At 66.1% G+C, this 26,070-nt stretch carries 32 protein-coding genes; 23 read left to right on the forward strand and 9 right to left on the reverse strand.

Annotated features, from left to right (window positions below; genetic code table 11):
* Positions 1–126: 126 nt before the first annotated feature.
* On the forward strand, positions 127–1,149 hold the full coding sequence (locus tag AC3WRN_RS06610; RefSeq protein ID WP_492622370.1) for a serine kinase: 1,023 nt from the start codon (positions 127–129) through the stop codon (positions 1,147–1,149).
* A gap of 66 nt (positions 1,150–1,215) precedes the next feature.
* Positions 1,216–2,967, forward strand: a complete 1,752-nt coding sequence (locus tag AC3WRN_RS06615) for an ATP-binding cassette domain-containing protein (RefSeq protein ID WP_492622371.1) — start codon at positions 1,216–1,218, stop codon at positions 2,965–2,967.
* 270 nt (positions 2,968–3,237) lie between these two features.
* On the opposite strand, the gene merR is transcribed toward AC3WRN_RS06615, so the two are convergent.
* Positions 3,238–3,645, reverse strand: coding sequence for a mercury resistance transcriptional regulator MerR (gene merR, locus AC3WRN_RS06620; RefSeq protein ID WP_068093930.1), 408 nt, complete (start codon positions 3,643–3,645; stop codon positions 3,238–3,240).
* 71 nt (positions 3,646–3,716) lie between these two features.
* Between merR and merT the strand changes: the two genes are divergently transcribed.
* From merT to merA, 4 genes are read left to right on the forward strand one after another with little or no spacing between them, the layout of a single operon-like run.
* Positions 3,717–4,067, forward strand: a complete 351-nt coding sequence (gene merT, locus AC3WRN_RS06625; RefSeq protein WP_492622372.1) for a mercuric ion transporter MerT — start codon at positions 3,717–3,719, stop codon at positions 4,065–4,067.
* A 12-nt stretch (positions 4,068–4,079) separates the two neighbouring features.
* On the forward strand, positions 4,080–4,358 hold the full coding sequence (gene merP / locus AC3WRN_RS06630; protein WP_492622373.1) for a mercury resistance system periplasmic binding protein MerP: 279 nt from the start codon (positions 4,080–4,082) through the stop codon (positions 4,356–4,358).
* Positions 4,359–4,376: 18 nt separating this feature from the next.
* Entirely contained in the window at positions 4,377–4,610 is a 234-nt protein-coding gene (locus AC3WRN_RS06635; protein WP_492622374.1) for a hypothetical protein, read from the forward strand.
* Positions 4,611–4,662: 52 nt separating this feature from the next.
* A complete protein-coding gene (gene merA, locus AC3WRN_RS06640) occupies positions 4,663–6,342 on the forward strand; it encodes a mercury(II) reductase (protein ID WP_492622375.1) in 1,680 nt (559 codons plus the stop codon).
* Positions 6,343–6,476: 134 nt separating this feature from the next.
* On the opposite strand, the gene AC3WRN_RS06645 is transcribed toward merA, so the two are convergent.
* From AC3WRN_RS06645 to AC3WRN_RS06680, 8 genes are all read right to left on the reverse strand, one after another.
* Positions 6,477–6,734: a hypothetical protein gene (locus tag AC3WRN_RS06645; RefSeq protein WP_492622376.1), complete on the reverse strand. Its 258-nt coding sequence runs from the start codon at positions 6,732–6,734 to the stop codon at positions 6,477–6,479.
* A complete protein-coding gene (locus tag AC3WRN_RS06650; RefSeq protein ID WP_492622377.1) occupies positions 6,735–7,595 on the reverse strand; it encodes a sterol desaturase family protein in 861 nt (286 codons plus the stop codon).
* Positions 7,596–7,737: 142 nt separating this feature from the next.
* Positions 7,738–7,983 (reverse strand): hypothetical protein, encoded by a 246-nt coding sequence (locus tag AC3WRN_RS06655; protein WP_235604373.1) that lies wholly within the window; start codon positions 7,981–7,983, stop codon positions 7,738–7,740.
* A 249-nt stretch (positions 7,984–8,232) separates the two neighbouring features.
* The gene (locus tag AC3WRN_RS06660) at positions 8,233–8,787 is read right to left on the reverse strand and encodes a peroxidase-related enzyme (RefSeq protein WP_492622378.1); all 555 of its coding nucleotides are present in this window, start codon (positions 8,785–8,787) and stop codon (positions 8,233–8,235) included.
* The gene (locus tag AC3WRN_RS06665; RefSeq protein ID WP_068093963.1) at positions 8,788–9,546 is read right to left on the reverse strand and encodes a haloacid dehalogenase type II; all 759 of its coding nucleotides are present in this window, start codon (positions 9,544–9,546) and stop codon (positions 8,788–8,790) included.
* Positions 9,533–9,952 (reverse strand): hypothetical protein, encoded by a 420-nt coding sequence (locus AC3WRN_RS06670; RefSeq protein ID WP_068093967.1) that lies wholly within the window; start codon positions 9,950–9,952, stop codon positions 9,533–9,535. The genes AC3WRN_RS06665 and AC3WRN_RS06670 overlap by 14 nt, the downstream gene beginning before the upstream one ends.
* Before the next feature lie 122 nt (positions 9,953–10,074).
* Positions 10,075–10,395, reverse strand: a complete 321-nt coding sequence (locus tag AC3WRN_RS06675) for an EthD family reductase (RefSeq protein WP_068093970.1) — start codon at positions 10,393–10,395, stop codon at positions 10,075–10,077.
* A 114-nt stretch (positions 10,396–10,509) separates the two neighbouring features.
* A complete protein-coding gene (locus AC3WRN_RS06680) occupies positions 10,510–11,067 on the reverse strand; it encodes a carboxymuconolactone decarboxylase family protein (protein ID WP_492622379.1) in 558 nt (185 codons plus the stop codon).
* A gap of 139 nt (positions 11,068–11,206) precedes the next feature.
* Between AC3WRN_RS06680 and AC3WRN_RS06685 the strand changes: the two genes are divergently transcribed.
* From AC3WRN_RS06685 to AC3WRN_RS06765, 17 genes are all read left to right on the forward strand, one after another.
* Positions 11,207–12,061 (forward strand): AraC family transcriptional regulator, encoded by an 855-nt coding sequence (locus tag AC3WRN_RS06685; protein ID WP_492622380.1) that lies wholly within the window; start codon positions 11,207–11,209, stop codon positions 12,059–12,061.
* A 229-nt stretch (positions 12,062–12,290) separates the two neighbouring features.
* Positions 12,291–12,593 carry a hypothetical protein gene (locus AC3WRN_RS06690; protein ID WP_492622381.1) on the forward strand — a complete coding sequence of 101 codons (303 nt, stop codon included), beginning with the start codon at positions 12,291–12,293 and terminating at the stop codon, positions 12,591–12,593.
* Positions 12,594–12,920: 327 nt separating this feature from the next.
* The gene (locus AC3WRN_RS06695) at positions 12,921–13,202 is read left to right on the forward strand and encodes a DUF427 domain-containing protein (RefSeq protein WP_492622382.1); all 282 of its coding nucleotides are present in this window, start codon (positions 12,921–12,923) and stop codon (positions 13,200–13,202) included.
* 25 nt (positions 13,203–13,227) lie between these two features.
* Positions 13,228–14,652, forward strand: coding sequence for a patatin-like phospholipase family protein (locus AC3WRN_RS06700; RefSeq protein WP_492622383.1), 1,425 nt, complete (start codon positions 13,228–13,230; stop codon positions 14,650–14,652).
* The gene (locus AC3WRN_RS06705; protein WP_492622384.1) at positions 14,642–15,028 is read left to right on the forward strand and encodes a hypothetical protein; all 387 of its coding nucleotides are present in this window, start codon (positions 14,642–14,644) and stop codon (positions 15,026–15,028) included. The genes AC3WRN_RS06700 and AC3WRN_RS06705 overlap by 11 nt, the downstream gene beginning before the upstream one ends.
* A gap of 68 nt (positions 15,029–15,096) precedes the next feature.
* Positions 15,097–15,714 carry a DUF6969 family protein gene (locus tag AC3WRN_RS06710; protein ID WP_492622385.1) on the forward strand — a complete coding sequence of 206 codons (618 nt, stop codon included), beginning with the start codon at positions 15,097–15,099 and terminating at the stop codon, positions 15,712–15,714.
* Positions 15,715–15,973: 259 nt separating this feature from the next.
* Positions 15,974–16,270, forward strand: a complete 297-nt coding sequence (locus tag AC3WRN_RS06715) for a BufA1 family periplasmic bufferin-type metallophore (RefSeq protein WP_015449103.1) — start codon at positions 15,974–15,976, stop codon at positions 16,268–16,270.
* Positions 16,271–16,278: 8 nt separating this feature from the next.
* A complete protein-coding gene (bufB, locus tag AC3WRN_RS06720) occupies positions 16,279–17,145 on the forward strand; it encodes an MNIO family bufferin maturase (protein ID WP_492622386.1) in 867 nt (288 codons plus the stop codon).
* Positions 17,120–17,905 (forward strand): HvfC/BufC N-terminal domain-containing protein, encoded by a 786-nt coding sequence (locus AC3WRN_RS06725; protein ID WP_492622387.1) that lies wholly within the window; start codon positions 17,120–17,122, stop codon positions 17,903–17,905. Before bufB ends, AC3WRN_RS06725 begins: the two co-directional genes overlap by 26 nt.
* The gene (locus AC3WRN_RS06730; RefSeq protein ID WP_492622388.1) at positions 17,902–18,399 is read left to right on the forward strand and encodes a DoxX family protein; all 498 of its coding nucleotides are present in this window, start codon (positions 17,902–17,904) and stop codon (positions 18,397–18,399) included. Before AC3WRN_RS06725 ends, AC3WRN_RS06730 begins: the two co-directional genes overlap by 4 nt.
* Before the next feature lie 142 nt (positions 18,400–18,541).
* Complete coding sequence (locus AC3WRN_RS06735; protein ID WP_492622389.1) at positions 18,542–19,051, forward strand: RNA polymerase sigma factor; 510 nt, start codon at positions 18,542–18,544, stop codon at positions 19,049–19,051.
* 93 nt (positions 19,052–19,144) lie between these two features.
* A complete protein-coding gene (locus AC3WRN_RS06740; RefSeq protein ID WP_492622390.1) occupies positions 19,145–21,286 on the forward strand; it encodes a dihydrolipoyl dehydrogenase family protein in 2,142 nt (713 codons plus the stop codon).
* 209 nt (positions 21,287–21,495) lie between these two features.
* Positions 21,496–22,476 (forward strand): arsenosugar biosynthesis radical SAM (seleno)protein ArsS, encoded by a 981-nt coding sequence (gene arsS / locus AC3WRN_RS06745; RefSeq protein ID WP_492622391.1) that lies wholly within the window; start codon positions 21,496–21,498, stop codon positions 22,474–22,476.
* A complete protein-coding gene (locus tag AC3WRN_RS06750) occupies positions 22,473–23,537 on the forward strand; it encodes a methyltransferase domain-containing protein (RefSeq protein ID WP_492622392.1) in 1,065 nt (354 codons plus the stop codon). The genes arsS and AC3WRN_RS06750 overlap by 4 nt, the downstream gene beginning before the upstream one ends.
* 10 nt (positions 23,538–23,547) lie before the next feature.
* On the forward strand, positions 23,548–24,258 hold the full coding sequence (locus AC3WRN_RS06755; RefSeq protein WP_492622393.1) for a TIGR04283 family arsenosugar biosynthesis glycosyltransferase: 711 nt from the start codon (positions 23,548–23,550) through the stop codon (positions 24,256–24,258).
* Positions 24,255–24,947, forward strand: a complete 693-nt coding sequence (locus AC3WRN_RS06760) for a TIGR04282 family arsenosugar biosynthesis glycosyltransferase (RefSeq protein ID WP_492622394.1) — start codon at positions 24,255–24,257, stop codon at positions 24,945–24,947. The genes AC3WRN_RS06755 and AC3WRN_RS06760 overlap by 4 nt, the downstream gene beginning before the upstream one ends.
* The gene (locus tag AC3WRN_RS06765; RefSeq protein WP_492622395.1) at positions 24,944–26,035 is read left to right on the forward strand and encodes an inorganic phosphate transporter; all 1,092 of its coding nucleotides are present in this window, start codon (positions 24,944–24,946) and stop codon (positions 26,033–26,035) included. Before AC3WRN_RS06760 ends, AC3WRN_RS06765 begins: the two co-directional genes overlap by 4 nt.
* The last annotated feature ends 35 nt before the right edge of the window (positions 26,036–26,070 follow it).

Below are 26,070 nucleotides of genomic sequence, written 5' to 3' on the forward strand. Positions count from 1 at the left end.
GGGCCGCGCGCACGACGGCGGCCGCGCGGGCACAACCTTTGTCGCTGGGGGCCGCACTCACCAACAGGCGTGTTCGCACGCACGGCGCCCTGCGATCAACCACGGCGGAACCCGCAATCGGTGACGATGACCCTGAACCCACCCCGTGGTGCCCTGGACGCCGCTGCCGATCCGTTCGGCGAGCGCTCGCGCGAGCAGATTTCGCTGTGCCGGCAGATCATGGGCGGCCGCTTCCGCTTCGAGAGCGCCAGCGCGGCGCTGCTTGACCTGGTCGAGGCCGCCTATGCCGGCCTGCCGTCGCATCGCTTCCCGATGGTTCCGCCGGAGTTCCACATCGAACTGCGCCTGCTGCCGCGCCGGGCGATGCCGCCTGCCGCCGAGCCGCCGCCGGTGCGGATGCAGTCCGGCGCCGGACTGCTTTGCGGCGTGATGGACGCGTCGAACTACGTGGTGCTGGCGCCCGCGCAGCGCCAGGCCCTGGTGGTGGCTTCCGAAGACATGCTCGATCGCCCCTACCACCTGCGCTACGAACTCATCGAGTTCGCCGTGTTCACCCTGGCCACGCGCGGGCTGGGCCTGGTGCCGCTGCACGGCGCCTGCGTCGGCCGGCAGGGACGCGGCCTCCTGCTGCTGGGGGGCAGCGGTTCGGGCAAGTCGACCCTCGCCTTGCACAGCCTGTTGCAGGGCCTGGATTTCCTCGCCGAAGACGCGGTCTTCGTGCAGCCGGACAGCCTGCTCGCCACCGGCGTCGCCAACTACGTGCACGTGCAGGCCGATGCGCTGCGCTTCGTCGACGACGAGGCGGTCCGCCGCTGGATCGGCGGGGCACCGCGCATCCGCCGCCGCAGCGGCGTCGAGAAGTTCGAGGCCGACCTGCGCCAGGGCCCTGGCCGGCTGGCCGCGGCGCCGCTGCAGCTGGCTGGCGCAGTGTTCGTTTCCGGCCGGCCGGCCGACGATCCCGACATCTTGTTGAGCCCGGTCCCGCGGGGCGAAATCGCCGCACGGCTGGCGGCCGATCAGCCGTATGCGGCCGGCCAGCCGGGCTGGCATCGCTTCGAACAGCAGCTGGCCCGGCAGGGGGTTCATCAATTGCGCCGCGGGCGCCATCCGCGGGCCGCCGTAGACGCGCTGCGGCAGTTGCTCGACTGAGGCATTCGCGTGCCCGCGGCGACGGTGCAGGCACAACCTTTTCGGCCGCGCATCGCACTTACCGATATGCCAAATTCCGGGTCGGCAGAAGCGGCAGGTGATGGTGCGCAGGGTCTGCTGCGTTCGCTGGCGCGCACGCTCACCGGCGTCGAGCGGGTGGAAACGGTCGCGTACGTCGTGCTGTCGCTGAGCGCGGCGTTCGCCGGCAGCCTCGCGGCCCTGCTGCTGGTGCCGCTGGTGCAGCCGGGACAGGCGTTGCCGTTCGGCGGCGTGCTGCTCGACCCGCGCCGCAGCGTCGAGACGCAGGCCGCCGCCTTCGCCGCCGCGACCGGCGCCTTCGCGCTGCTGCGCTGGCAGGCGGCGCGGATGGGCGCGTGCCTGGTCGGCCGCTACGGCATGCACCTGCGCCGCGCGGTGCACGCGCGCCTGATCGAGGCACCGCTGACCTCGCTGGCGGATGCGACGTCGGCGGAAATCGCCAACGTGCTCACCCACAACGTCGAACTCATCGTGCAGGGCTTCAGCGCCTTGCAGCAGTTGCTGATCGCCGGCGTCAGCGCTGCCGTCAGCCTGGGCTTCGCGTTCTGGGTCTCGCCGCCGCTGATGCTGGCGACGCCGGTGCTGGTGGGCTTGGGGCTGCTGGCGTCACGCGCCTACGGCCGCGAGCAAGCGCTGGTCGGTCGGCAGTACGTCGCCGACATGACCCGATTGTTCTGGCACAGCGAGGACTTTCCGCGGCGCCTGCGCCACGTCCGCTCGTTCGAGCGCGAGGCGGCGGAGCAGGCGAGTTACGGCGCCATCTCCGCCCGGCTGTGCGATGGCTACCGGCGCCAGCTGGAGCTGGTGGCTTCCGGGCGACTGATGCTCGAACTGCTGGCGGCGGCCGGGATCGCCGCGCTGTTCGTGCTTGCGCATCGCTGGCACGGGGTCGAGCAGTCCGCGCTGATCGCGGTGTGCCTGCTGCTCGGGCGCCTGCTGCCCTACCTGGTGACCACGCGGCAGAGCTTCCAGCAACTGCGCTCGGCCGCGCCGGCCTTCGAACTGTGGCAGCGCTACGTGAGCCTGGAGTCCGTTCGCCCGTCTGCAGTGCCCTCGTCCACGGGCACGTCAAGCGCTGCGCTGCACATCGAGCGGATGCGGCTGACGCCGCCGCCCAGCGGGCTCGAGGTCGGCGAGCTGGTGCTGGCGCCCGGCGAACTGACCCTGATCAGCGGCGACTCCGGCATCGGCAAGAGCAGCCTGGTCGACGTGCTGGCCGGCATGATGGCGCCCGAAGTTTTCTTGGCGCGCCGCGACGGCCGGTCGATCGGTTTCGACGCGTACCGCGAGCTGGTGCGCCACGGCGCCTACGTCAGCCAGAACGTGCGGCCGTGGCAGCAGTCCGTGCGCGAATGCCTGCGGTGGGCGGCGCCCGAAGCCACCGACACGATGTTGCGCAGCGCGCTGGCCGACGTCGGTCTCGACCGGCGGCTGGCCGATTCGCCGCGCGGCCTCGACACCGCACTGCACAGTGCGTCGAGCCGGCTTTCCGGCGGCGAACTGCAGCGCCTGCTGCTGGCCCAGGTCATCCTGCGCCGGCCGTTCCTGGCCGTGCTGGACGAGGCCACCAGCGCACTCGACGCGGCCTCCGAGACCGCGGTGCTCGCGGCGATGCGCCGCCGCCTGCCGCAGACGATCCTGATCGTCGTGTCGCACCGGCCCGGCGTGGCGGCGATCGCCGACCAGTGCCTGACCATCGGCACCGACCTCGTCACCACGGTGGCCGGAAGGCCGGCCTGTGCCGCAGTGGCGGCCGGCTCATTGGGTCGCAGCGAATGAGCGCCGCCGGTGATCCCGAACTCGAAGACCGCGCAGGGAAATCACCCATGCAGTCGGTGCGGTCAGGCATCGATCTGCTCGAGGGGGATGAAGAAAGGCCAAACGTTGGTACAAAACCCGAGGAAAAGGCTACTGGAGCTACCTGTCATACATGCAGAACTGGGGCGCGCAGCGAAGTTTATCCATCAGCGTGACACGGGCGCCTGTTGATTCGACGGGGGTCTCGGAATGCCAGCCATGAATGGATGGGCTAGTGGCGATATCGGCGTATCAGTCAGCATGCAGCGAAGCGATCAACGGGCATGAAACGCTGCCACGCTGTGTGCAGCACTGCTCGACCAGGGCCGATAGTGCTGTCTTCATGCGGGTGAGGTCGGCCAGGCGTGCACGCACGTCAGCCAGCCGCAATGCAGCCAGTTCGGCAGCTTCGCTGCAGTGGGTGCCGTCGTCCAGCTTCAGCAACTGCGACACTTCCTCCAGGTTGAACCCGAGGCGTTGCGCTGATTTGATGAACTTCACCCGGGCTACGTCCGCGCTCCCGTAGCGGCGAATGCCGCCCAGCGGCCGGTCCGGCTCAAGCAGCAGGCCCTTGCGCTGGTAGAACCGGATTGTCTCGACGGTGACCCCGGCGGACTTGGCGAAGGCGCCGATCGGCAGGTTGTTCCGCTCCGATTTCATGCGCTTGACTCCGTACTTGACTACGGGAATACGGTATCGCATCGACGACAAACCCGAAAGGAGGGAGCTGCATGTCCGAATCCGCACACCGCAAGGGCGCACTGGCCTTGGGCGGCCTGGCCGCGATCCTGGCCTCCACATGCTGCCTTGGTCCCCTGATCCTGGTCCTGCTGGGCTTTTCGGGCGCATGGATCGGCAATTTGACCGTACTGGAGCCGTATCGGCCGCTCTTCATTGTCGTGGCGGTGGGGCTGTTGTTCTTTGCGTACCGCCGCATCTTTCGTCCCACCGCTGCCTGCCGGCCCGGTGAGGTGTGTGCCATCCCCCAAGTACGGGCAACCTACAAGATCGTCTTCTGGGTCGTCGTCGCGCTGGTGCTGGTCGCGCTGGCGTTTCCCTACGTTCTGCCACTGTTCTACTGAAGGAGACATCTCATGAAAATGCTTTCTATGCTCATCGTCCTTGCCGCCGCCGTCAGTGCGCCTGCATGGGCGGCCACGCGGACCGCCACCCTGTCGGTGCCCGGCATGACGTGCCCCGCCTGTCCGGTCACGGTCAAGAAGGCGCTGTCCAAGGTACCCGGTGTCGAAAAGACCCAGATCCTTCTCGAACAGCGCCAGGCCGTCGTTACCTATGACGATGCCAAGACCAGCCTCGCCGACTTGACCAGGGCGACCACGGATGCCGGCTACCCGTCGACGCAGGTGCGCTGATGGCCTTAGCTCGCGCGCGTGGCCGACAAGGCTGGCCTGGTCGGCAGCGTCGTTTCGGCGGCATCCTGCGTGAGCTGCTTCCGGGCAGTGGCAAGCCTGGGGGTGGCGGCGGGACTGGGTTCGCTGCGTCCATCGGGCCACCGCTCCGGCTGGCTGCTGTATCCGGGGCTGGCGCTGATGGCGGGGGTATCGATCTTCGACCTGTTGCGGCCAGCAAGAGTCTGCGTGGTACCCCGGGCCGGCAAGTGCTGATTTCCATGTGCGGCCCCCAAACACGGGAGCGACCCACCAGAGCTGAATTTGCATGACTGAAACATACGGTTTGAACAAACAGGCGCTCGAGGTCAGTGGCATGACCTGCCAGGCGTGCGCTCGCCACGTGCAGGAGGCGCTGTCCAGCGTGGATGGCGTGACCAGCGCAAGCGTGGACTATCCGGCGGCTACCGCCCAGGTGGTGGCCGGTGCGGCTCTGTCCGTCGCCGCGCTCAATGCCGCACTGCCGCCACCCTATCGCGTACGAGCGCTGGCACCGTCGCCGGCCGTGGATCACGCGGCAAGGCATGGCGGGCCCGTGGCCGGCCATGACGCTCGTCTGCGTGTGGCGGTGATCGGCACCGGCGGCGCAGCAATGGCTGCGGCGCTCACGGCCGCCGAGCGCGGCGCGCAGGTGACGGTGATCGAACGCGGCATCGTCGGCGGCACCTGCGTCAACATCGGCTGTGTGCCTTCCAAGATCATGATCCGCGCTGCTCACGTCGCTCATACCCGCCGTCACAGCGCGTTTGACGGCGGCATCGACGCCCATGCACCGGCGATCCGCCGCGACGTGCTGCTGGCCCAGCAGCAGGCGCGGGTGGAGGAGCTGCGCCACGCCAAGTACGAGCGCATCCTCGACGGCAATCCGGACATCACTCTGTTGCGCGGCGAAGCGCGCTTCGTCGACGGCCACACGTTGGGCGTGCGCCTGGCCGAAGGCGGCGAGCGTACGCTGGCGTTCGACCGTTGCCTGATCGCCGTCGGCGCGCGGCCGGCCGTGCCGCCGATCCCGGGCCTGGCCGGTACGCCGTACTGGACCTCCACCGACGCGCTGGCCGCCGATCACATTCCCAGGCGCCTGCTGGTACTCGGCTCGGCGGTGGTCGCCGCGGAGCTGGGCCAGGCTTATGCGCGGCTGGGCAGTGACGTGACGGTGATCGCCCGCAGCGAGCTGTTCTTCCGCGAGGACCCGGCCGTCGGCGAGGCGATCGGCCGGATCTTTGCCGACGAGGGTATCCGCGTGCTGCGTCAGACCCAGACCCGCGCGGTGCGCCATGAAAACGGCGAGTTCATCCTCGACACCAGCGCCGGCCAGCTGCGCGGCGATGCGCTGCTGGTGGCAACCGGCCGCACGCCCAACGGCGACACGCTGGAGTTGGCCAAGGCCGGCGTGCGCGCGGCGGAAAGCGGTGCCATCGAAGTCGATGCGCAGCTGCGCACTTCGGTGGCGCACATCTACGCCGCCGGCGACTGTACAAACCAGCCGCAGTTCGTCTATGTCGCCGCCGCCGCCGGCACCCGCGCTGCCATCAACATGACGGGGGGCGATGCCCGTCTGGATCTTTCCGCCATGCCGGCCGTGGTGTTCACCGAACCGCAGATCGCCACGGTGGGGCTGAGCGAGGCCGAGGCGCGCCTCAAGGGTATCGAAACCGATAGCCGCACGCTGAGCCTGGACAACGTGCCGCGGGCGCTGGCCAACTTCGACACGCGAGGCTTCATCAAGATCGTGGTGGAGGCGGCCAGCGGCCGGCTGATCGGCGTGCAGGCGGTGGCCGACGGGGCCGGCGAGCTGATCCAGACCGCGGCCATCGCGTTGCGCGCAGGCATGACGGCGGCCCAGCTGGCCGACCAGCTGTTCCCGTACCTGACCATGGTGGAAGGACTGAAACTGGCCGCGCAGACCTTCAGCAAGGACGTCAGGCAGCTTTCGTGCTGTGCAGGTTGATGGAGGCCTGCCACGAAGGGCCTCCCCGGGCGGCCCGGTACCCGTTCGGTTTCGCCATGCGCAGCGGGCTCGGCACCGACGCAGTCCGCCACGGTCGTCGTCCATCGGTTCGAGGATCGGACAGCCATGGCGGATCAACGCTGGAGCGGCGGCGGCAGATCCTGCCCGTGCACCATTGAGCCCATGACGGGGCCGACCACGGCAGCGTCCCGCTGCGACGTGTATCGATCGAAGCCATTGACCGTGACGGGCTTGATGACGGCGAAGCCGGGCGAAACCTCAAAGTCGCACGGTACGGACAGGCCGTGGCGGCGGATGTGCAGCGGCTCTTGCGCGCGGTCCATACAGTTGCCTGGCGCACCAGCAATGCCGGCGATCAGCGGGGTGGTCATTCACGGCTTGTCCGTACCGTCGGTGCGCTCTGGCCGGGCATTGATCGGATAGCTGTGCACCGGCCCGCGAAATGGCTGCCAAAGCATGCGGTCCAACCGCAGCTCGCACGGGTCGCGGAACTGATTGATACCTATCGTCATACCGATCTGGCCGTCCCGCGGCTGGGCGCAGTAGGTGCCGAAGAGGCGATCCCACCAGGGCAGGTTGAAGCCGAAGTTGGAGTTGGTCTCGTGCGGATACCAGGAATGGTGCACGCGGTGCATGTCCGGCGTGACGAGAAGCCAGCGCAGCACGCCGTCCAGCCGCTGCGGCAGGCGAACATTGCCGTGGTTGAACATGGAGGTGGCATTGAGCAGCACTTCAAAAGCCAGCACGGCTACTGCCGGCGCGCCCAGCGCCGCGATCACACCTAGCTTGATGACCAAGGAAAGCACGATCTCGAACGGGTGGAAACGTGCGCCGGTGGTCAGGTCGAATTCGAGGTCGGTGTGGTGCACCCGGTGCAGTCGCCACAACAGCGGCACTGCGTGAAACATCACGTGCTGCAGATAGACGGCCAGATCCAACAGCAGTACGGACGAGACCAGAGCCAGCCCGTCGGTTACTCCCAGCGCCTGAAGCAACCCTCCGCCATGGGCGGCGGCAAACAAGGCGACACCGACCGCCGCGGTGGGGAAAATCAGCCGCACGAGCACGCTGTCGAGCACGACGATGCCCAGATTGCCGGGCCAGCGCTTCCATCGGCCGATGGCTTGGCGTCGCCTTGGCGCCAGCACTTCCCATAGCGCCATCACGGCGAAAATGCCGGAAAAGGCGCCGAGCCGGATCGCGGGTTCGTGGATGAGTAGAAACCGGGTCATGGTTGGGAGCTCCGATCAGAAGGTCCGGCGAATCGGTTTCGCCCCGATTGGATCCGGCGTCTCGCCTGCCGGCTGGATAGGGTGGATGGCATGTGCCGTGCGGCCAGCCCTGTGCATGTGGATCCCGATTTTCGCGACGAGGTCACCCGGCCTCGTCAGAGTCTGATCCGACCTGTCGAGAGATCAGGCCGAGGTTGGCCACGGTAAACGGGGTCAATACATTCATGGCGATCTTGATCGCCAACGGCAGATCCCAAGGCCCGGCCAGCAGCTGCCCACCGACATTGAAAGCGCTCAGCCAGATCCCCACGAGCAGAGCCACCATGCAGGTTCGTTTCAGATGGGGCGGATGCAGCACGATTGCCCGGGTTCGGCGCAGGGTGATCATGATCCTGTTCATCCGGCGATCCGACATGGAACGATGCGCGATGGCACGACGTGGGCGAGCGGCCATGGCGGCGACGGAACCGGAAGGCGGTCGGACATCATGCAGTATTCCTCCGGATCGACATGTCGTTTGCGGAACATTTTCCGTGTTCCGGGCCACAGCCGCCAGCTCAGGGCGGGGCGTGCCGATCGGGGAGCGGTGCGCCCCGCGGGGCATCATGGGTCCGTGCACCGGCGGCGGGCGATTCTCTCATCTGGCGTAACCTGCAACCTCTTGCGCGTCGGCTTCGACGCCCAAACCCAACGCGATCCGGTTGACGAAATTGAAATAGGCGGTGACCAGGTTGATGCGCAGTATTTCCGCGTCGGTTAGACCTTCGGCGCGCAACGCGCCTACCTGTTCCTCGTCCATCGTCGAGGGAGAGACGGTGAGCCTGCGCGCGTAAAGCAGCATCGCGCGCAGCCGCGGCGCAGCGAGCCGGTCCGGCGCGTCGCGCACCGTAGCCAGCATCCCTTCGTCCTTCTCGTAGCATCGAAGCGCCTCCAGATGGTGCGCCACGCAGTAGGCGCAGCCGTTGGCGGCCGAAACCGTGACCGCGATGGCCTCACGCTCGCGCCGGCTCAACGGACCGGCCGAGAACATCAGGTGCATGTAGAGATCGAGATGATGCTGCAGCCCACCCGGGTCGAGGCTGTGCGCGCCGAGGATACGTGCCACCTTGCCGCGCTGCGCCTTCACGGCATCATGGATCTGCCGCAGCGGGCCTTGCGCTTCGCTGTCGGGGATTTCGCTGATCCAGCCCATTCAGGCGCCCTTTTGTCCGGTGTTGCGGATGGCATCGACGGCGGTCGAGGCTTCGATACGTGCCAATGCCTGACCAAGGCCGGACACCGCCGGTACATCCATCCAGGGGTATTCCCGCGGCAGTCCGGCGCGGTTGATCCAGAGTGTGCGCCATCCGCACGATGCGGCACCGGCCGCGTCCCAGCCGTTGGACGAATGGAACGCGATGGATGACGGGACTGCCCCGAACGCCTTCGCGGCTGCGGCGTAGACCCGTACATCGGGCTTGAACATCTCCAGTGCATGCACCGAGTAAACGATGTCGACCAGATCATCGAGACCGGCCGCAGTCAGCGCCGTGTTCAGCATGGCCGTGGTGGCATTGGAAAATACCGCCACGGGCAACCCCAGGCGACGACAGGCGCCAAGCGCCTCGCGCACGTCCGGATAAGCATCCAGCTTCCGGTAGGCGTCGAGCAAAGCTTGCCGAACCACGCTGTCGCGGCGACCGAACGAGGCCAATGCATGGTCGAGCGCCTCCTCGGTGACCTGCCAGAAATCGGCGTACCGCCCCATCAGGCTACGCGTCCAGCTGTATTCAAGCTGCTTCTGTCGCCACAACGTTGATATGCGTTCGGCGTCCGGGCCAACGATCCCGGCCAGGCGGGCCATGGCCGAATGCACGTCGAACAGGGTTCCGTAGGCGTCGAAGACCGCGATGGCCGGAGGTGCTGTGTTCACCCTCTGTACGTCAGGAATATCGTGGTCATGGATGGGCATGGCGGACACCGTCGACGGTAAACCCATCGCTGTCGCGCAGCAGGTACAGCGCCACGCACGCTGCCAGCATGGGCCATGCCGTGAAGAACAGCAGGTTGGCGCCTTCGTGGGGATGCAGGTACTGGTGCCACGACGACAGCGTGGAGCCCGCGTGCAAGAGCACTACGGCGCCATAGGAGAAACGGCGCAAAATCCCCATGACGAAGGCCAGCAGGAGCAACAGTTCAAGCGCGCCCAGGATGGTGAACGCCGAGGCACCTAGTCCTGCCACGGCGTAGAAGCGCTCGAATACACCGGCGGCGTGCCCGGGCCGGATGAACTTGTCCAGGGCCCACATCAGCATCACCAGGAACACCGTCAGCCGCAACCCAAGCAGGGACAGGCTCAGACGATTCGTGAAGTTCATGGGATGGCTCCTCGGCAGGTAGATGTATCGGTAGAGTGCGGCGGAGCACGGCTTCGTTGCCGGGCACCTCGAATAACCGTTTTTGCGCGTCATGCCTGATTCCACCGGGTGGAACGGTCCTCCTAGCCCCGCTCCACCAGGACTTCGCTGATCTGGATCACCGGGGCAACATCGGTGAAGTTGCGCAGATCTTCCAGCAGTTCGGCGGCGTGCGGCCCGAAGCCGTCCTGGAACGCCTCCACCGAGTCGCAGAAGATGTGGCTCATGCCGAGATAGGTCGGTGCCGTATCGGGCGATCCGCCGGCCAGCCCTTTGTCGATCGAGTAGTACCTGCAGCTCTCGCCCATGCGGCGCTTCACGAGGGGCATGTGTGTCTCGCGGTAGTACGCATGGTCGAACCTGGCTCCAGGGGCGTACGGGTACATCACGCTTGCTTTGATCATTCGTGCTTCCTAGGAAGGGCGGGCAGTGCGGCACGCGCGGATGGCACTGCCCAATCGGAGTGGTGGCGATCGGGTTGACCGACCTGTCCACATAACGGCGTTCGGGTACCGCGCTTACGCTGGGCGATGCCAGGCTTCGCTGGAGAATTCCTTGTTGGTCAAGGTCCCGGTCAAGTGGTTGGCGTAGTTGCTCAGCGTCTTCATGCTGACGCCCAGCACGACTTCCAGCGCCTGCTGATGGGTGAACCCGGCCTTGAGAAAGGCTTCCAGCGGCGCCCCCGCGACCCAGCCGCGCTCCTTCACCATGCTGCGGGTGAACGAGGACAGCGCCTGCAGCCGCGCGTCCGGCACCATGGTGCGGTTTCGCAACGCATCGACGACGTCATCGGGAGCCTTGGCCACCTTGCGCGCGATCATCGAGTGGGCGGCGACGCAGAATTCACAGCCGTTCTCCACGCTGGCGGTCAACAGCACCACCTGGCGTTCCACCGGGTTGAATGACGTCTTGTCGAACTGCGAAGACAGGCCGAAATAGGCCTCCAGCGCCGCTGGCGCATTGGCGAGGTTGGCATACAGGTTGGGCACGAAGCCCATCTGCTTTTGTACGCCCTGCAGCAGCGCGCGCGCCGCCCCGGGAGCCGTGTCGGGAGTTTGCAAGGTGAATTCGCTCATGGGTCATACTCCTTGGTGGTTGGATGTGCGGCCGATCGGACGTCGCGTCGGCCCCGGGCATACTTTGACAACCGGCCGGGGCGGCAGCCATGCCCGCAGCGCGCGCATGCTTGTCTCTGCGTCTTGATCTGGAGCTGCCGTGGACGAACTGAGCGAATTGATGCGCCATCTGCGCCTGCAGACACGCGTGTTTCATCGGACTGCCCACTGCGGGCAGTGGACCCTCGACGGTGAGTACGAGCGCAAGGCGATGTTCCATCTGGTGGCTGGTGGCTCCTGTGTGCTGCGCACGGACGATGGCGCGGCCGAGGTGGCGCTGCAGGCCGGCGACGCGGTGTTGTTCATCCGCCCGCAGGACCACTGCCTGATCGCTCCGCGTGACGCTGACGATACCGTCGCCACGCTGCTGTTGTGCGGTTACTTCGAGTTTGACTCGCCACTGGCCGAAGTGTTGCTGGCTTCATTGCCGGCGCAGATGCTGCTTCGACACAACCCGACGCCGGAGAATATGGCGTCCGGAGCGCCGGCGGCGCTGCTGCAGTTGATCATCGCCGAGGCCGAGCAGAACGGCCCCGGCGCCATGCTGCTGATGGACAAGCTGTCCGATGCGCTGTTCATGTACGCACTGCGACAGTGCGTGACCTCGGGCACCGTGGAACGGGGGTTGTTGAGCGCGATGTCCGATCCTTCCCTGGGTGCGTCGCTGCTGGCCGTGCATCATGATCCGCAGCATCCCTGGACGGTTGCCGCCCTCGCCGACACCGCACATTTGTCGCGAGCCGCGTTCGCGCGACGGTTTGTCCAGGCGGTCGGGGTCACTCCCATGGACTACGTCACCGGCCTGCGCATGCAGCAGGCACAGTCGGCGCTGGCCGAGCGTGGCGTCAGCGTGGCCGAGGCGGCGGTGATCGCCGGCTATGCGACGGAGGCCGCGTTCAGTCGCGCCTTCAAGCGCATTCACGGGCGTTCGCCGGGCGCCTCGCGGTCGTCGTGAGGCGCCAATGAATCCGATGGGCGGTTTGCCTGCTCTATGCGGGTGAGGGCGTTGCACAGCGGCAGAGGGAGTTCACCGCCATCCCCCCGTGCTCACGGACTGTGAATTCCGAGCCTACCGGACCCGCTGTGCGCGCCCTCGCTCATCGTGGGTCGTCTGATCGCGCTGGCGGGGCCGGACACTCGATGCACGATGGACTGGGTACCACGCGCTCATGGAAAGGCTTCGAATGCAGCCCGACTACGTGGCGGCCCGCCGGCACCAGGGAGGAGATTTCGACCGCAGTGTCTGGGTCGCTGCGGCAGGCATTCGTCTGCCGGAGCTCTGGCACCACATGTTTTTCAGCTTTCAGCTGGGGGCGGCGGCGCCACGAACGAAAGCCTTGAGCAGCACCCAGCAGTTTGTGAGCTCGCTGGGCTGGTCCCGGCACGGCTTCGCCATCCTGATAAGGCATGTCTCCAACGGCGGCACGCGGAAGCCGAATCTCGGCGAGACCATGCTGCTGGTCGGCGTGGGCATGAAGACGCCATGACGAAACACATGAACCGCCGTGATGCCGATGCGTGAAGATTCTTCGCGATGTGCCCGCCGCGGTGAATCCTTTGGGTTGCCCGTCGACTCTACGAAGCAGGCTTCGCTCGATGGTCGGGTGGCGAGGGCCATCCCTGGGACTACTCGTCCGCCGGCCGGTATGCTGCCTGCGCAGGATCTTCCGATCGGGTATTGACTGATTTGAGGGTGATTGCGTCCGTCGGAAGTACGAGTGCGCCGAGCGCCGCCGGGAAGGATCAAGGCGCGTATGCCATCCGGCAGTGGACCGTGGACGCCGAATGGTGCGCCGTCATCGAGGAGAAGTGTCATGCGTGCCGTGTGGAAAAACACCGTCGTTGCAGAAAGCGCCCATACGATCGTGGTCGAGGGCAACCACTACTTCCCGCGCGAATCGCTCAAGCGGGAGAACTTTCGCGAAAGCGACCACCATTCGGTGTGCCACTGGAAAGGCACGGCCAGTTACCTGGATGTCATCGTCGAGGGTGACGTCAACTCCGACGCCGCCTGGTACTACCCGGACCCGAAACCGGCGGCTGCCGAAATCCGCGGTCACGTCGCGTTCTGGCGAGGGGTCAAGGTGGAGTCCTGAAAGGGAACATGCGCAAGGAGGCATCATGGCGGATGCGGGTGAAGGGCCTGCCACGGGGGACGCGACGCACAGCCTGTTGCGCAACCTGTCCCGGCTCTTGTTGCTCGGCTTGCTCCTGGCCGCACTGACGGGTTGCGCGACGCGCGCGTGGAATACCCGGATCAAGCCGGTCGGAGTGGAGGATCGCTACGAGTTCGGGACGCGCTTTCCGCACGCCATCCGGGATACCTTCGTCGTACTCGCCTTTTCCGGCGGCGGTACCCGTGCGGCCGCCTTCAGCTATGGCGTGCTGGAAAAATTGCGCGATACCGAGGTGATGGCAGGAGGGCAGCGGACGCCCCTGCTGAATCTGGTGGACGTGATCACGTCGGTTTCCGGCGGGAGCTATACGGCGGCTTACTACGGACTGTTTGGCGACCGCATCTTCCGTGACTTCCGGTTCCGGTTTCTGTACCGCGACTGGCAGGGCGAGCTGCTGGGCCTGCTGTGGCGCCCCGATCACCTGCTATCGATCGCCGGTCGCCATTACAGTCGCAGCGACCTGGTGGCCGCCTACCTCGATCGCACTTTGCTCGAAGGGAAGACCTTCGCTGATATGTCGCCGGCCGGATTGCCGATGATCATCCTCAACGCGAGCGACCTGAACAACGCCACGACGTTTTCGTTCATCCAGCAGCAGTTCGATTTCCTGTGCTCGGATCTGTCCACCTATCCGGTGGCCAACGCGGTGATGGCGTCGGCCGCCGTACCGGGGCCGTTTGCGCCGATCGCCCTGCGCAATTACCCCGATTGCCCGCAACGCCACCAGTCATGGGTGGCCCAGTCACTGGCGCATGACGACATGCTGGACCGCCGCTACGCCGTAGCCCGCGCGCTTTCGCGCTACGACGATCCGCAGCAGATGCCGATCCTGCGCCTCGTCGATGGCGGCGTGACCGACAACCTCGGCGTGCGTGGTTCGATGATGAGCCCCGTCGCGCAATATGGCGATGTGCCGAACATGGCAGGTGCGTTCACGCCGGAACAGCTGCGCCGCGTGCGGCACGTCCTGGTCATCGTCGCCAACGCGCAGGTCTATGCGCCCTATGCATGGTCGATGGAAGGCCACACACCGGGCCTGGCCGATACGCTGCGCGCCTCATTCGATGCGTCACTGGGCATTCTCAACACCGAAACCGTCTCCCTCGCCAAGAATGGCTTCCTGATGTGGGCCCGGCACGTCAGTGCCATGCGCCCACCGGGCGAGCCCGGGGTCAAGGTCGATTTCGCCGTACTGACGTTCAACCAGATCGCCGACCCCGCCGAGCGGCAGCGCTTCAATGCAATGCCGACCGCCTTTCATCTGCGCTCCGCCCAGGTGGATGCCCTGCGCGTCCTGGCGGGGCAGTTGCTCGGAGAGTCACCGGAATTCCAGTCGTTCCTGCGGGATATGCGGCGCGATGAGCATTGACGTTCGTTCGAGGTTTGAATCTTTTCGTCGCAAGGCTGCCTCTCTCCTTCGAGACCAAAAAGTCTCTGCCTTGTTCCGACACCTCAACCTGGAGATTCCAATGAAAAATTCCTTGAAGCTGGCTTCGCTGGTCGCCCTGACCGCCGCCATCGTCGCCCTTCCTGTTGCGGCGACCAGCATGGGCGGCGCCCAGGAAACCTGCCATCCCGCGTCTGGCATGGCCGCTTGCGGCGCGAAGTGCGCAGGCAAGTGTGTTCCGAACAAGCGCCACGCCATGAAGAAGCATGCCTCCATGCACGCGAAGTGCGGTGCCCAAAAATGTGCGCCGAAGTGCGGTGCCCAAAAGTGTGCGCCAAAGTGCGCGGCCCAGCACTGATGGCCTCCGCGCCTGGCCGGCGATCGCCGAACCCGGCCGCGCGCCGGACGGGGTTCGCCGGCCAGCGCTTGCTCGACACGTACGCGGTACTCGCGACGCGCGGCGAACACCTGCTGCACGATCTGCTCGGGGGCCAGGCGCCTCGCCAGTGGCAGCATTATCCCGAGGATGATTCGATCGACCCGGACGGCGGCTACCAGTGGTTCTACCACTCGCATTCGCCGGAGGATCGGCCGGAGGCTGCCGAGCACGGCCATTTCCACCTGTTCGCCCGCCGCCCACTCTGGTCCCGGCGCATGCAGTCAAAGGCGGAGCGGGCCTTTGCGGCCTTGACAGGCAACCCCGGCAGGCAGGTGACCACGCGGCACTTGCTGGCCATCGGGATGGATGCCAAGGGGCTTCCGGTCAGCCTGTTCACGGTCAATAGCTGGGTCACCGGCGACCTGATGCTCAGCGCATCCGGCACCGCGCGGATCCTCGCCGACATGCGCCTGCGCACCGGCCATGATGCGATCGACACCGTGCTGGAGTGCGTCGTCGCGCTCTGCATGGACGAGATCCGCATGATCCTCGGAGCGCGTGACACGATGCTGTCCGCCTGGAAAGGGCGCGCGGTACTCGAGGACACCCGGCTGGAAATCCTCTCTCACCAGGCCATCGCGCTTGACGCGAAGCTCAACGCGTAGCGCCGTCGGACCAGGGCGACGAGGGCGGGTCGCCGCGGGCGGCGGAATCGCTTCGATCGTTTGCGGCGTCCGCGGAGACCGTCGCGATGGACCCCCATGGGTCGACTTGCGGCTCCCGCAAAGTGCGCGGCATTCGGACCGATGCACCCGATTCGCGAATGCGTGGCGAACCGGGTTCCGGGCGAATGAATCCTTTCGCCTGATCAGGTGCTCTATGGGTTGCCGGAAAGATCCGGTTCACTCTACGGAGATGCGCATCATGAACAGCCAGAACCTGCTGAAAACGGCCCTGGTCGGCGCCCTGACGCTCGGCGTCGCCGCGATGGCCACTGCTGCGCCGGCACCTGCCGGTGCCGGCGGCGCGAAAGCCGGCGACATGGGCATGACCAAGTGCTACGGCATCAATGCGGCCCACAAGAACGACTGCAAGTCGCCGGGGCATTCCTGCGCCGGCCAGGATAGCAAGGCGCGCGACCCGAACGCGTTCGTCGCGGTACCGGCCGGTCTGTGCGAGAAGATCGACGGCGGCTCGACCAGTCCGGCCGACAAGGGCTGAGCAACGCGATGAACCCTTTGCTGTCCTTCGTGCAGCGACCGATCCCGGCGGCTGCCGGGATCGGGTTGCGCGCCCCGCACATTGAACGCGTGCTGGCCGAGCGACCGCCCGTACCCTGGTTCGAGGTGCACAGCGAGAACTATTTCGGCGCAGGTGGCGCCATGCACGCCGCGTTGGAGCGCATTCGTGCCGACTATCCGCTGAGCCTGCACGGCGTCGGCTTGTCATTGGGCTCGGCCGATGCCCTCGACCAGGCGCATCTCGCCACCTTGCGCAGACTGGTTGATCGCTACGAACCGGCGCTGGTTTCCGACCATATTTGCTGGGGGGCGTTTGGCGGCGCGCACATGAACGAATTGCTGCCATTGCCCTTCACCGAGGAAGCGCTGGCGCTGATGGTTTCGCGGGTGTCGCAGGTACAGGAGGCGCTGGGGCGCGAGTTCCTGGTAGAGAACGTGTCGAGCTATCTGGGCTTTCGCGACGCGGACATGCCGGAGTCCGCGTTTGTGGCGGAATTGGTTCGTCGCAGCGGTTGCGGGCTGCTGCTGGACGTGAACAACATCTACGTCAACAGTATCAACCACGGGTTCGACCCGCACGACTACCTGCGTGCCATGCCGCATGCATCAGTGCGTGAAATGCACCTGGCCGGTTTCATCCGGAAGGGACATCTGCCCGTTCCCTTGCTGATCGACAGCCATAGCCGGCCGGTGGCCGACGAAGTCTGGGCCCTCTATGGCGAGGCGCTGGAGCTGTGCGGTGCGCAGCCTACGTTGATCGAATGGGATCAGGACATTCCCGAGCTGGAAGTTCTGCTGGCCGAAGCCGGCCGAGCCGAGGAGAGGCTGCATGCCTGCCGCACCGCGATTGCATGAGCTGCAGCGAGGTTTCGTCGACGCCCTGCTGGGGCGAGGCGACGCCGCGGCAACGTGGGTCGATGGTGCCGGACTCGAGCCTTCGGCGCGATTGCGTATCTACCGGCACGCGGTGGCCGGAACCCTGACGGCGGCCTTGCGCGACAGCTATCCCACCGTGCAGGCCCTGGTCGGCGAGGCGTTTTTCGAGGTCATGGCAGAGCGCTATCGACTGCAGCACCCTTCGACCTGCGGCAACCTGCAGCACTTCGGCGGCTCGCTGGCCGGGTTCATCGCCACCATGCCGGAGGTGCGGGCGCTGGGCTATCTGGCGGATGTGGCGCGCCTGGACTGGTTGCGCCAGGTCGCTGCCCTGGCACCCGATGCCGTGCCCGTCAGTCCCGCCATGGGTGCCGACGCGGCCGCGGTGGCGCCGGGCCGGCTGCGCGTCCGCCTGCATCCGAGCCTGCAGAGGCTGTGCAGCGATCACGCCGTACTGACGATCTGGCACTGGTGCCGGATGCCGGATGGACCAGCACTGAAACTCGAGGGCGACCGCGAACATGTGCTGCTATGGCGCGACGGCGGCGACGTGGCGATGACGACCGTCGATCCGGCCACCTTCCGCTGCATCGAGGCGCTGGCCGATGGGCGTGATATGGCGTCGGCTTGTCGGGTGGCATCCGAGGTGGACGACGGCTTCGATCCGGAATCCTGCCTGCGGGATCTGCTTGCGCAGGGGTTGATCGTGGCATTTATCGGCGAGGAGAGCGGGACATGAACAAGTTTCTTGCCTGGACAGGGGATCGCTATGAGCGACTCGTCCGCGTGTTTTCGGGGCTGGGGCCGCTCGCCCTGCTGCTGTTCCGGGTCTGGGTGGCGTTGGCGTTCTGGCGGGCCGGTGTGGCGAAGTTCGAAGATCCCTCCGGAACGTCCTACCTGTTCAACAACGAGTATCACGTGCCGCTGCTGTCCGGCGACGCTGCGGCGTTCCTCGGCACCTGGATCGAGTTGATCCTGCCCTGGTTCCTCCTGTTGGGGCTGGGCGGGCGGCTCACCGCCGCGTTTTTGTTCATCTACAACATCATGGCGGTGACTTCCTATCCCGATCTGTGGCCGCACGGTTTCTGGACCGGGCTGATAGGTAGCGATTTCAACGACCACAAGATATGGGCCCTGATGCTGCTAGCCCTCGTGGCATGGGGGCCGGGCACCCTGTCGCTCGACCGGTGGCTGGTGAGGTTCTGGCCCATCGATCGCCGCCCGGCCCTTTAGGCCAGGCCCGGATGCGTTTCACCGCGGCGTGGTGCCCCGACGTCGATTTTGAATCCTTTCGGGCGTTGGTTCCCTCTATTAGGGTGAATGTGGTAGGACCATTCCCGCACCACATCATCGAGCTGCCATCGCGAGGTGCCCCATGCAACATGACCCCATACTGCTGGAATCCGCACGTCAGGGCGACCTCGCTGCCGTGGAGAAGCTGTTGATTTTGTGCCGTCCCGGCCTGCGCCGTATCGCCCAGTCGCAATGCGCGAGCAGCGTGGATCCGGACGATGCGGTGCAGGAATCACTGCTGTTGATCTACCGACGCATTGGCGCGTTGCGCACGATCGCTGCGTTCCCCGCGTGGACGTTTTCGATCGTACGACGGGAATGCCAACGGTTGCTGCGTTCAATGCGCGGGCAGGTCGAGCTGCCGGAGTCGGATCACCCCATTTTCACTTACACCGACCACTTCGATCTGCGCCGCGATCTGGCGGCCGCCATCCAGTCGCTGCCGGACAAGTATCGCGAGGCGATCATCCTGCGCGATTTCGAGGAATTTTCGATTACCGAGATCGCCGACCGGCTGCTGCTGACGCGCCAGGCAGTGAAGAGCCGCATTCACCGCGGTCGCCAGATGGTCCAGGAGTATCTGAAGGATTGAGTTGCCCTGCGCCGCCCCAGCGCATGGCGGAGAACTCCATGAGCGCCGGTCGGTCGTGTTGATGCCATTCGGTTTCCCTCGGTCACTCGACGCATGAAAAACAAGACCACGCTCATCCGGTCACTGATTCTCGTCGGGCTGCTTGGCGTGGTAGTCGCCTTCTTCGCGCTGGGCCTGCAGCATCAGTTCAGTCTGGAGGCGCTGAAGGGCCTGCAGCACGCGCTGGACGGCTATCGCCAGGCCCATCCGGTGTCCCTCGCGGCGGCCTTCTTTCTTGTGTATGTGGCGTTTGCGGCCTTTTCGCTCCCCGCTGCGACGTTGCTGACGCTCGCGGGCGGCGCCTTGTTCGGGCTGCTGGAGGGCACGTTGCTCGTATCTTTTGCCTCCAGCATCGGGGCGACACTGGCGTTTCTGGCCAGCCGCCTCGTATTCCGCGATGCCGTGCAGCAGCACTTCGGCAAACGCCTGCATGCGATCAACGAAGGCATCCGGCGCGAAGGCGTGTTGTACCTGTTCGCGCTGCGGCTGGTTCCGGTGATTCCTTTCTTCGCGGTCAACCTGCTGATGGGGCTGACCATGCTGCCAACGCGCACGTTCTACCTGGCCAGTCAGGTCGGCATGCTGGCGGCGACGGTGGTCTTCGTCAATGCAGGTACGCAGTTGGCCGCGCTGCAATCCATATCGGGTGTCCTGTCGCCCCGGATGCTCGGATCGCTTGCGCTGCTTGGCGTATTTCCGCTGCTGTCACGATGGATCGTCGCCCGCATGAAAGCCTGCCGGGCCTATGGGCGCTGGCCGAAACCGAAGCGGTTCGACCGCAACCTGGTAGTGATCGGCGCGGGTTCGGCGGGGCTGGTCAGTGCCTACATTGCCGCGACGGTGCGCGCGAAGGTCACGCTGGTCGAAGAGCAGGCGATGGGGGGCGATTGCCTCAACACCGGCTGCGTGCCGTCCAAAGCGTTGATCCATGCCGCCCGGATGGCGGCGCAGGCACGTGATGCCGCGCGGGCCGGTGTGGAGACGGGCCAGGTGCGGATCGATTTCCCGGCGGTCATGGAGCGCGTGCGGAAGGCGGTGGCCACGGTGGCGCCGCACGATTCGATCGAGCGGTACCGTGCACTGGGTGTCGACGTGCGGCGCGGCCACGCGCGCATCGTGTCGCCCTGGGTGGTGGAAATCGACGGCGAGCCGATCAGCACGCGCGCCATCGTGATCGCTTCCGGTGCCGAGCCGCTGGTGCCTCCGATTCCAGGCCTGGCCACTTCGGGCTATCTGACCTCGGAGACGCTGTGGCAGTTGCGCGAGCTGCCCCGGCATCTGCTGGTACTCGGTGGCGGGCCCATCGGTTGCGAGCTGGCACAGGCCTTTGCGCGGCTGGGTTCGGCCGTGATCCAGGTCGAGGCCTTCGACCGTCTGCTGCTGCGCGAGGACGACGAAGTCTCCGCCTTCGTGCAGGCCCGACTGAACGCTGATGGGGTGGACGTGCGCATCGGCCACAAGGCCGTAGCCGTCGAGCCCCTCGGCGATGGGCATGTGCTGGTGTGTGAGGCCGGAGACCAGCGCGCACAACTGTATTTCGACACGTTGCTGGTGGCGGTGGGTCGCAAACCACGCACGGCTGGCCTCGGCCTGGAGGCACTGGGCATCGCTGCCGCGCCCACGGTGCCGACTGACGCGTACCTGGCCACGCTGTATCCCAACATCTATGCCTGCGGCGATGTCGCCGGCCCGTACCAGTTCACGCACACCGCCGCGCATCAGGCCTGGTATGCCACCGTCAACGCGCTATTTGGCCAGTTTCGCCGCTTCCGCGCCGACTACTCGGTCATTCCGGCCGTCACCTTCGTCGATCCCGAGGTGGCGCGCGTCGGCATCAACGAGCGCGAGGCGCGGGAACAGGCGACCGCTTACGAAGTCACCCGCTACGAACTGGACGAGCTGGATCGCGCCATTACCGAGGATCAGGCGCACGGCTTCGTGAAAATCCTGACCCCGCCCGGCAAGGACCGCATCCTCGGCGCGACCATCGTCGGCCAGCATGCCGGCGAGATGCTGGCCGAGTTCGTGCTGGCCATGCGCCACGGGCTCGGCCTGAACAAGATCCTGGGCACCATCCACGCCTATCCGACCTGGGCGGAGGCGAACAAGTACGCCGCCGGCAACTGGAAGAAGGCGCATGCGCCCGAGCGGGTACTGGGCTGGCTGGCGCGCTATCACGCCTGGCGGCTGAAGTGAGCCTGCCGTGATGTGTCGAAGGGTCCACCTCCACATGTTCGCCGTTCCGATGCTGCCCGGCGTAGTGGCGGTGACTGAGCCGATGCCGTCGAGCGCGTCGACATCGTTGCTCCAGCGTCTTGTGGCGGCGTCGACGCGACTCGTGCAGGACACCATCGACCCGGATCGTTGGCGAATGGCCCAAGCATACTCAGTGAGGCATATCTAACGTGAACGCTGTTCTTGCTTTGTCACTGCCATCGTTTGCCCGCACCCTGCGGGAGCATGGGCTGGCGTTGCCGCGCCTGTCGCTGGAAATCCTGCAGGTCAACGTCGGCAAGCTGTGCGACCTGGCCTGCCAGCACTGCCACGTCGAGGCAGGCCCCAAACGCACTGAAATCATGCAGGCGGCAACCGTTGATCGCATCCTCGAACTGCTGGCTCATGCGCCCGCGGTGCACACGCTGGATCTGACTGGCGGCGCACCCGAGCTCAACCCGCATTTCCGCACCCTGGTGCGCGAGGCGCGCGCGCTGAGCAGGGCCGTGATCGACCGCTGCAACCTGACCGTGCTGTTCCGGCCGGGACAGGAGGGCACCGCGGAATTCCTGGCCGCGCAGGGCGTCAAGGTGGTCGCTTCGCTGCCGTGCTACAGCAAGGCCAACGTTGAAAAGCAGCGCGGTCAGCATGTGTTCGATCCCAGCCTGCGCGCCCTGCGCCAGCTCAATGCGCTCGGCTACGGCCACGCCGGCTCCGGGCTGGAACTGGATCTGGTCTACAACCCGTTGGGCGCCACCCTGCCCCCGGCGCAGGCGGCACTGGAGACAACCTACCGGCGCGAGCTGGCCGAGCACTTCGGCATCGTGTTCAACCGCCTGTTCACCATCACCAATATGCCGATCAAGCGTTTCCTGCATCTGCTGGAACGCGAGGGTCGTTACGAAACCTACATGCACACCCTGCTCGATGCGTTCAACCCGCAGGCCGCGCCGGGCGTGATGTGCCGCAACCTGCTGTCGGTGAGCTGGGACGGCCAGTTGTACGACTGCGATTTCAACCAGGCGCTGGACCTGCCGCAGGGTGGCCGGCGGCGCAGCATCTGGGACATCGCGGGGCTGACGGACATAGAACGCGAGCCGATCGCTTTTGCCAATCACTGTTATGGCTGCACCGCAGGTGCGGGCAGCTCCTGTGGAGGATCGTTGACATGAACATGGACCTGGAACACGAAATCGGCGGCGCTGCCGAAGAGCAGCAATCGGCGGTGCGCCGCTATTACGGCGAAACCCTGCAGTCCAGCAACGACTTGCGCACCACGGCGTGCTGCAGCATCGATGCGATACCCGTACACCTGCGCGCGATCCTGGCCCAGTTGCACCCGGAAGTGCGCGACCGTTTCTACGGTTGCGGCTCGCCACTGCCGCCGGCGCTGGACGGCATGGCGGTGCTGGATCTGGGCTGCGGCAGTGGCCGCGATGCTTACCTGATGTCGAAGCTGGTCGGCGAGCGGGGTCATGTCATCGGCGTCGACATGACGGCGCAGCAGCTGGCCGTCGCCGAACGGCATCGCGACTTTCACGCGCAGGCCTTTGGACATGCCCGTTCCAATGTCACGTTTCGTCTGGGCGATCTGGCCGACCTCGCGGCAATCGGCGTTGCTGACGCGTCGGTCGATGTGGTGGTATCCAATTGCGTGCTGAACCTGGTGCCGGACAAGCGCCGCGCATTTGCCGAGATCCTGCGTGTGCTCAAACCCGGCGGCGAGCTATATTTCTCCGACGTCTACAGCGACCGCCGGCTGCCGCGCGAGCTGCTGGCCGATCCGGTATTGCTCGGTGAATGCCTGGCCGGCGCGCTGTACGTGGAGGATTTTCGCCGCCTGCTGGGCGAACTCGGCGTGGCCGACGCACGGGTGTGCGTGCGCAGCCCGATCACACTGACCGACGAGGCGATCGAGCAAAAGATCGGTTTTGCCCATTTCGAGTCGGTCACCTGGCGGGCTTTCAAGCTGCCGCTGGAGGATCGCTGCGAGGACTACGGCCAGTCTGCGACCTACCTCGGCACAATACCGGCGCATCCGCACCGGTTCGCGCTGGACGACCATCACCTGTTCGAAAGCGGCAAGCCGTTGCGGGTCTGCGGCAACAGTGCCGACATGCTGGCCGGCAGTCGTTACGCGGCCCATTTCCGCATGGACGGCAACAAGCGCCGGCACTTCGGCCTGTTCGACTGCGCACCGGCCGCGTCAGCGCGCACATCGACCTGCTGCTGACGCGATGCCGATGAACACTCGTCATCGGGGTGATCGACGCTCGCTGTCGGTGGTGGTGCCGTTGGCCCCCGGGGAGACCGAGTGGCAGGGCCTGCAGCAGCAGCTGGTGGCCTTGCCGGCCGGCAGCGAAGTGATCGTGGTGTGCGCCGACGACGAATCCCGGCCGCCGCCGAAAAGTTGGCCTGCACGGCTACGCTATCGCGAGTGTCGTACCGCACCGGGCCGCGCGCGGCAGCAGAATCTGGGCGCGTGCCTGGCCAGTGGCTACTGGTTATGGTTCCTGCATGCCGATTCTCGCCTGCGCCCCGACACGCTATGCGAACTGCAACGGTTCATGGCCGAGGATGCCGACGCGCTGGGCTGGTTCAAGTTGGCCTTTCGCCGCGATGGCCCACGGTGGACCGTATTGAACGCCATCGGCGCGAATTGTCGTGCCCGCTGGCTCGGACTCCCGTTCGGCGACCAGGGGCTGGTATTGCCCCGGCATCGGTTTCAGGCCCTGCATGGGTTCGATGAGCTGGCCCGCTATGGCGAAGATCACCTGCTGGTATGGGCAGCACGCCATGCTGCCATCCCGTTGCGCCGGATTCCCGCCTCACTGGAAACCAGCGCGCGCAAATACGCCCGGCAAGGTTGGCTGTCCACCACCCTCAGGCACTGGCGGCTGACTGCGGCCCAGGCATGGCCGGCATGGCGCGAGCTGCGCAGAAGGCGGGCATGACACCGGCGCTGGCCATTTTCGTCAAGACGCCTGGGTTCTCGCCGGTGAAGACGCGCCTGGCCGCCACGATCGGCGCGGCGCAAGCCACGCGTTTTCATCGGCTGGCTGCTGCAGCCACGGCTGCCGTGGCGCGCAGTTGCCGGCCGGCGCTGGTTCCGTATTGGGCGGTTGCCGAAATCGAACCGGCGGCGCACCGGATGTGGTCGGGTTTTGCGCATGTCTGGCAGGGAGAGGGCGGCCTTGGCGAACGCCTGCACCATGTCTATAGCGAGCTCCAGGCTCGCCACGGGCGCGTACTGCTGATTGGCGCCGATGCGCCGCAGCTGACGCCGGCCTTGCTCGGGCGTGCGCTGGCCGTACTGAATGCCGGGGACAGTCCGTTCGTGCTGGGCGATGCCGCTGACGGCGGTTTCTGGCTATTCGGCGGCCGCGAACCAGTCGACCGCAACGCCTGGCTCAGCGTGCTCTATTCACGGCCGGATACCGCCATGCAGTTGCGCGATGCATTGGCGGCGCGCGGCCATCCCGGCACTTTGCCCATGCTCGCGGATACCGACGACGCAGCGGATTTGCCCGTACTGATCCAGGCACTGGCGGCGCTGCCCGACCTGCTGCCGGCACAGCGCACGCTGCACGCCTGGCTGCTCACCATCACAGATGAAACTTCGTTGGCGGGAGTCCATGCATGACCGTTGCCCTGTTCATTACCGTACTGCTGCTGGCTGCGACCAACGGCGCCAACGACAACTTCAAGGGCGTAGCCACCTTGTATGGCAGCCGCACCGTGGGTTACTGGGCCAGTCTTGGTTGGGCCAGTATCACCACGCTGGCTGGCTCGTTGGGTTCGCTCTATCTCGCCCAGACGCTGCTCAAGACATTTACGGGTGTCGGCTTGGTATCCCCCGACATCGCCGCGCAAACCGGCTTCGCCTTCGCGGTGGCAGGCGGTGCCGGCCTGACCATCACACTGGCATCCTGGCGCGGACTGCCCATCTCGACCACGCATGCGTTGATCGGTGCGATGAGCGGTGCCGGCCTGGTCGCCGCCGGGATGGACGTGCATTTCGCCTCGTTGGGCAAGAGTTTCCTGCTCCCGTTGCTGGCCAGTCCGCTGATCGCGATCGTTCCCGCGTTCCTCATCGCTCCGCTGACGCGCTGGCTGGCGGCACACGCGGCGAAGAAACGTGTCGATTGCCTGTGCGTCGAGCAGGGCGCGATCACCACACCCGAAGGCGTGATGGTGCGGGACACAGTCGTTCTGCGTGCCGGAAGCACGACGGAATGCGTCAACGACGGCGCGCGCGTCTTCGTGCGCTTCGATGCCACCGGGGTGGTCAACGCGCTGCATTTCCTTCTCGCGGGCGCCGTAGGCTTTGCTCGCGGGCTCAACGACACACCGAAGATTGCCGCCCTGTTGCTGCCCATCGCATTGCTCGACAGCCACACGGCAGTGTTTGCCGTGGCGATCGCGATGCTGTTCGGGGGCCTGCTCGGCGCACGCAGGGTGGCTCGTACCATGAGCGACAAGATCACCCATCTGGACCTTGGCGCTTCGCTCGCGGCGAGCATGACGACCAGCCTGCTGGTCAGCACGGCGAGCTTCAATGGCCTGCCGGTATCAACCACGCATGTCGCCGTTGGTGCATTGGCCGGCGCGGGGGCCAGCGGGCCGAGCGGGGTGAATCGCAAGGTGGTTGCCGGTATCGCGCTCGCATGGGTGGTCACCTTGCCGAGTGGAGCCCTGTTCGGCGCGCTCCTCTATATGTGGGTGCGATAAACGCACTCGGCGCGTCGGTCGCGGGAGACGCTTTC

This window comes from Rhodanobacter sp. FW101-FHT13A11, from assembly GCF_058790335.1.

Excerpts from the sequence above, each read along its gene's own strand:
- AC3WRN_RS06765 (WP_492622395.1), top strand. The coding sequence starts at position 24,944 with ATGACCGTTGCCCTGTTCATTACCGTACTGCTGCTGGCTGCGACCAAC.
- AC3WRN_RS06700 (WP_492622383.1), top strand. The coding sequence starts at position 13,228 with ATGGCGGATGCGGGTGAAGGGCCTGCCACGGGGGACGCGACGCACAGC.
- merR (WP_068093930.1), bottom strand. The coding sequence starts at position 3,645 with ATGAAATCGGAGCGGAACAACCTGCCGATCGGCGCCTTCGCCAAGTCC.
- AC3WRN_RS06670 (WP_068093967.1), bottom strand. The coding sequence starts at position 9,952 with ATGAACTTCACGAATCGTCTGAGCCTGTCCCTGCTTGGGTTGCGGCTG.
- AC3WRN_RS06690 (WP_492622381.1), top strand. The coding sequence starts at position 12,291 with ATGCAGCCCGACTACGTGGCGGCCCGCCGGCACCAGGGAGGAGATTTC.
- AC3WRN_RS06610 (WP_492622370.1), top strand. The coding sequence starts at position 127 with ATGACCCTGAACCCACCCCGTGGTGCCCTGGACGCCGCTGCCGATCCG.
- bufB (WP_492622386.1), top strand. The coding sequence starts at position 16,279 with ATGAACCCTTTGCTGTCCTTCGTGCAGCGACCGATCCCGGCGGCTGCC.
- AC3WRN_RS06680 (WP_492622379.1), bottom strand. The coding sequence starts at position 11,067 with ATGAGCGAATTCACCTTGCAAACTCCCGACACGGCTCCCGGGGCGGCG.
- AC3WRN_RS06650 (WP_492622377.1), bottom strand. The coding sequence starts at position 7,595 with ATGACCCGGTTTCTACTCATCCACGAACCCGCGATCCGGCTCGGCGCC.
- AC3WRN_RS06735 (WP_492622389.1), top strand. The coding sequence starts at position 18,542 with ATGCAACATGACCCCATACTGCTGGAATCCGCACGTCAGGGCGACCTC.
- AC3WRN_RS06730 (WP_492622388.1), top strand. The coding sequence starts at position 17,902 with ATGAACAAGTTTCTTGCCTGGACAGGGGATCGCTATGAGCGACTCGTC.
- AC3WRN_RS06725 (WP_492622387.1), top strand. The coding sequence starts at position 17,120 with ATGCCTGCCGCACCGCGATTGCATGAGCTGCAGCGAGGTTTCGTCGAC.
- AC3WRN_RS06705 (WP_492622384.1), top strand. The coding sequence starts at position 14,642 with ATGAGCATTGACGTTCGTTCGAGGTTTGAATCTTTTCGTCGCAAGGCT.
- AC3WRN_RS06675 (WP_068093970.1), bottom strand. The coding sequence starts at position 10,395 with ATGATCAAAGCAAGCGTGATGTACCCGTACGCCCCTGGAGCCAGGTTC.
- AC3WRN_RS06645 (WP_492622376.1), bottom strand. The coding sequence starts at position 6,734 with ATGACCACCCCGCTGATCGCCGGCATTGCTGGTGCGCCAGGCAACTGT.
- merP (WP_492622373.1), top strand. The coding sequence starts at position 4,080 with ATGAAAATGCTTTCTATGCTCATCGTCCTTGCCGCCGCCGTCAGTGCG.
- AC3WRN_RS06750 (WP_492622392.1), top strand. The coding sequence starts at position 22,473 with ATGAACATGGACCTGGAACACGAAATCGGCGGCGCTGCCGAAGAGCAG.
- merA (WP_492622375.1), top strand. The coding sequence starts at position 4,663 with ATGACTGAAACATACGGTTTGAACAAACAGGCGCTCGAGGTCAGTGGC.
- AC3WRN_RS06655 (WP_235604373.1), bottom strand. The coding sequence starts at position 7,983 with ATGATCACCCTGCGCCGAACCCGGGCAATCGTGCTGCATCCGCCCCAT.
- AC3WRN_RS06665 (WP_068093963.1), bottom strand. The coding sequence starts at position 9,546 with ATGCCCATCCATGACCACGATATTCCTGACGTACAGAGGGTGAACACA.
- AC3WRN_RS06615 (WP_492622371.1), top strand. The coding sequence starts at position 1,216 with ATGCCAAATTCCGGGTCGGCAGAAGCGGCAGGTGATGGTGCGCAGGGT.
- AC3WRN_RS06660 (WP_492622378.1), bottom strand. The coding sequence starts at position 8,787 with ATGGGCTGGATCAGCGAAATCCCCGACAGCGAAGCGCAAGGCCCGCTG.
- AC3WRN_RS06755 (WP_492622393.1), top strand. The coding sequence starts at position 23,548 with ATGAACACTCGTCATCGGGGTGATCGACGCTCGCTGTCGGTGGTGGTG.
- AC3WRN_RS06760 (WP_492622394.1), top strand. The coding sequence starts at position 24,255 with ATGACACCGGCGCTGGCCATTTTCGTCAAGACGCCTGGGTTCTCGCCG.
- AC3WRN_RS06695 (WP_492622382.1), top strand. The coding sequence starts at position 12,921 with ATGCGTGCCGTGTGGAAAAACACCGTCGTTGCAGAAAGCGCCCATACG.
- merT (WP_492622372.1), top strand. The coding sequence starts at position 3,717 with ATGTCCGAATCCGCACACCGCAAGGGCGCACTGGCCTTGGGCGGCCTG.
- AC3WRN_RS06715 (WP_015449103.1), top strand. The coding sequence starts at position 15,974 with ATGAACAGCCAGAACCTGCTGAAAACGGCCCTGGTCGGCGCCCTGACG.
- AC3WRN_RS06740 (WP_492622390.1), top strand. The coding sequence starts at position 19,145 with ATGAAAAACAAGACCACGCTCATCCGGTCACTGATTCTCGTCGGGCTG.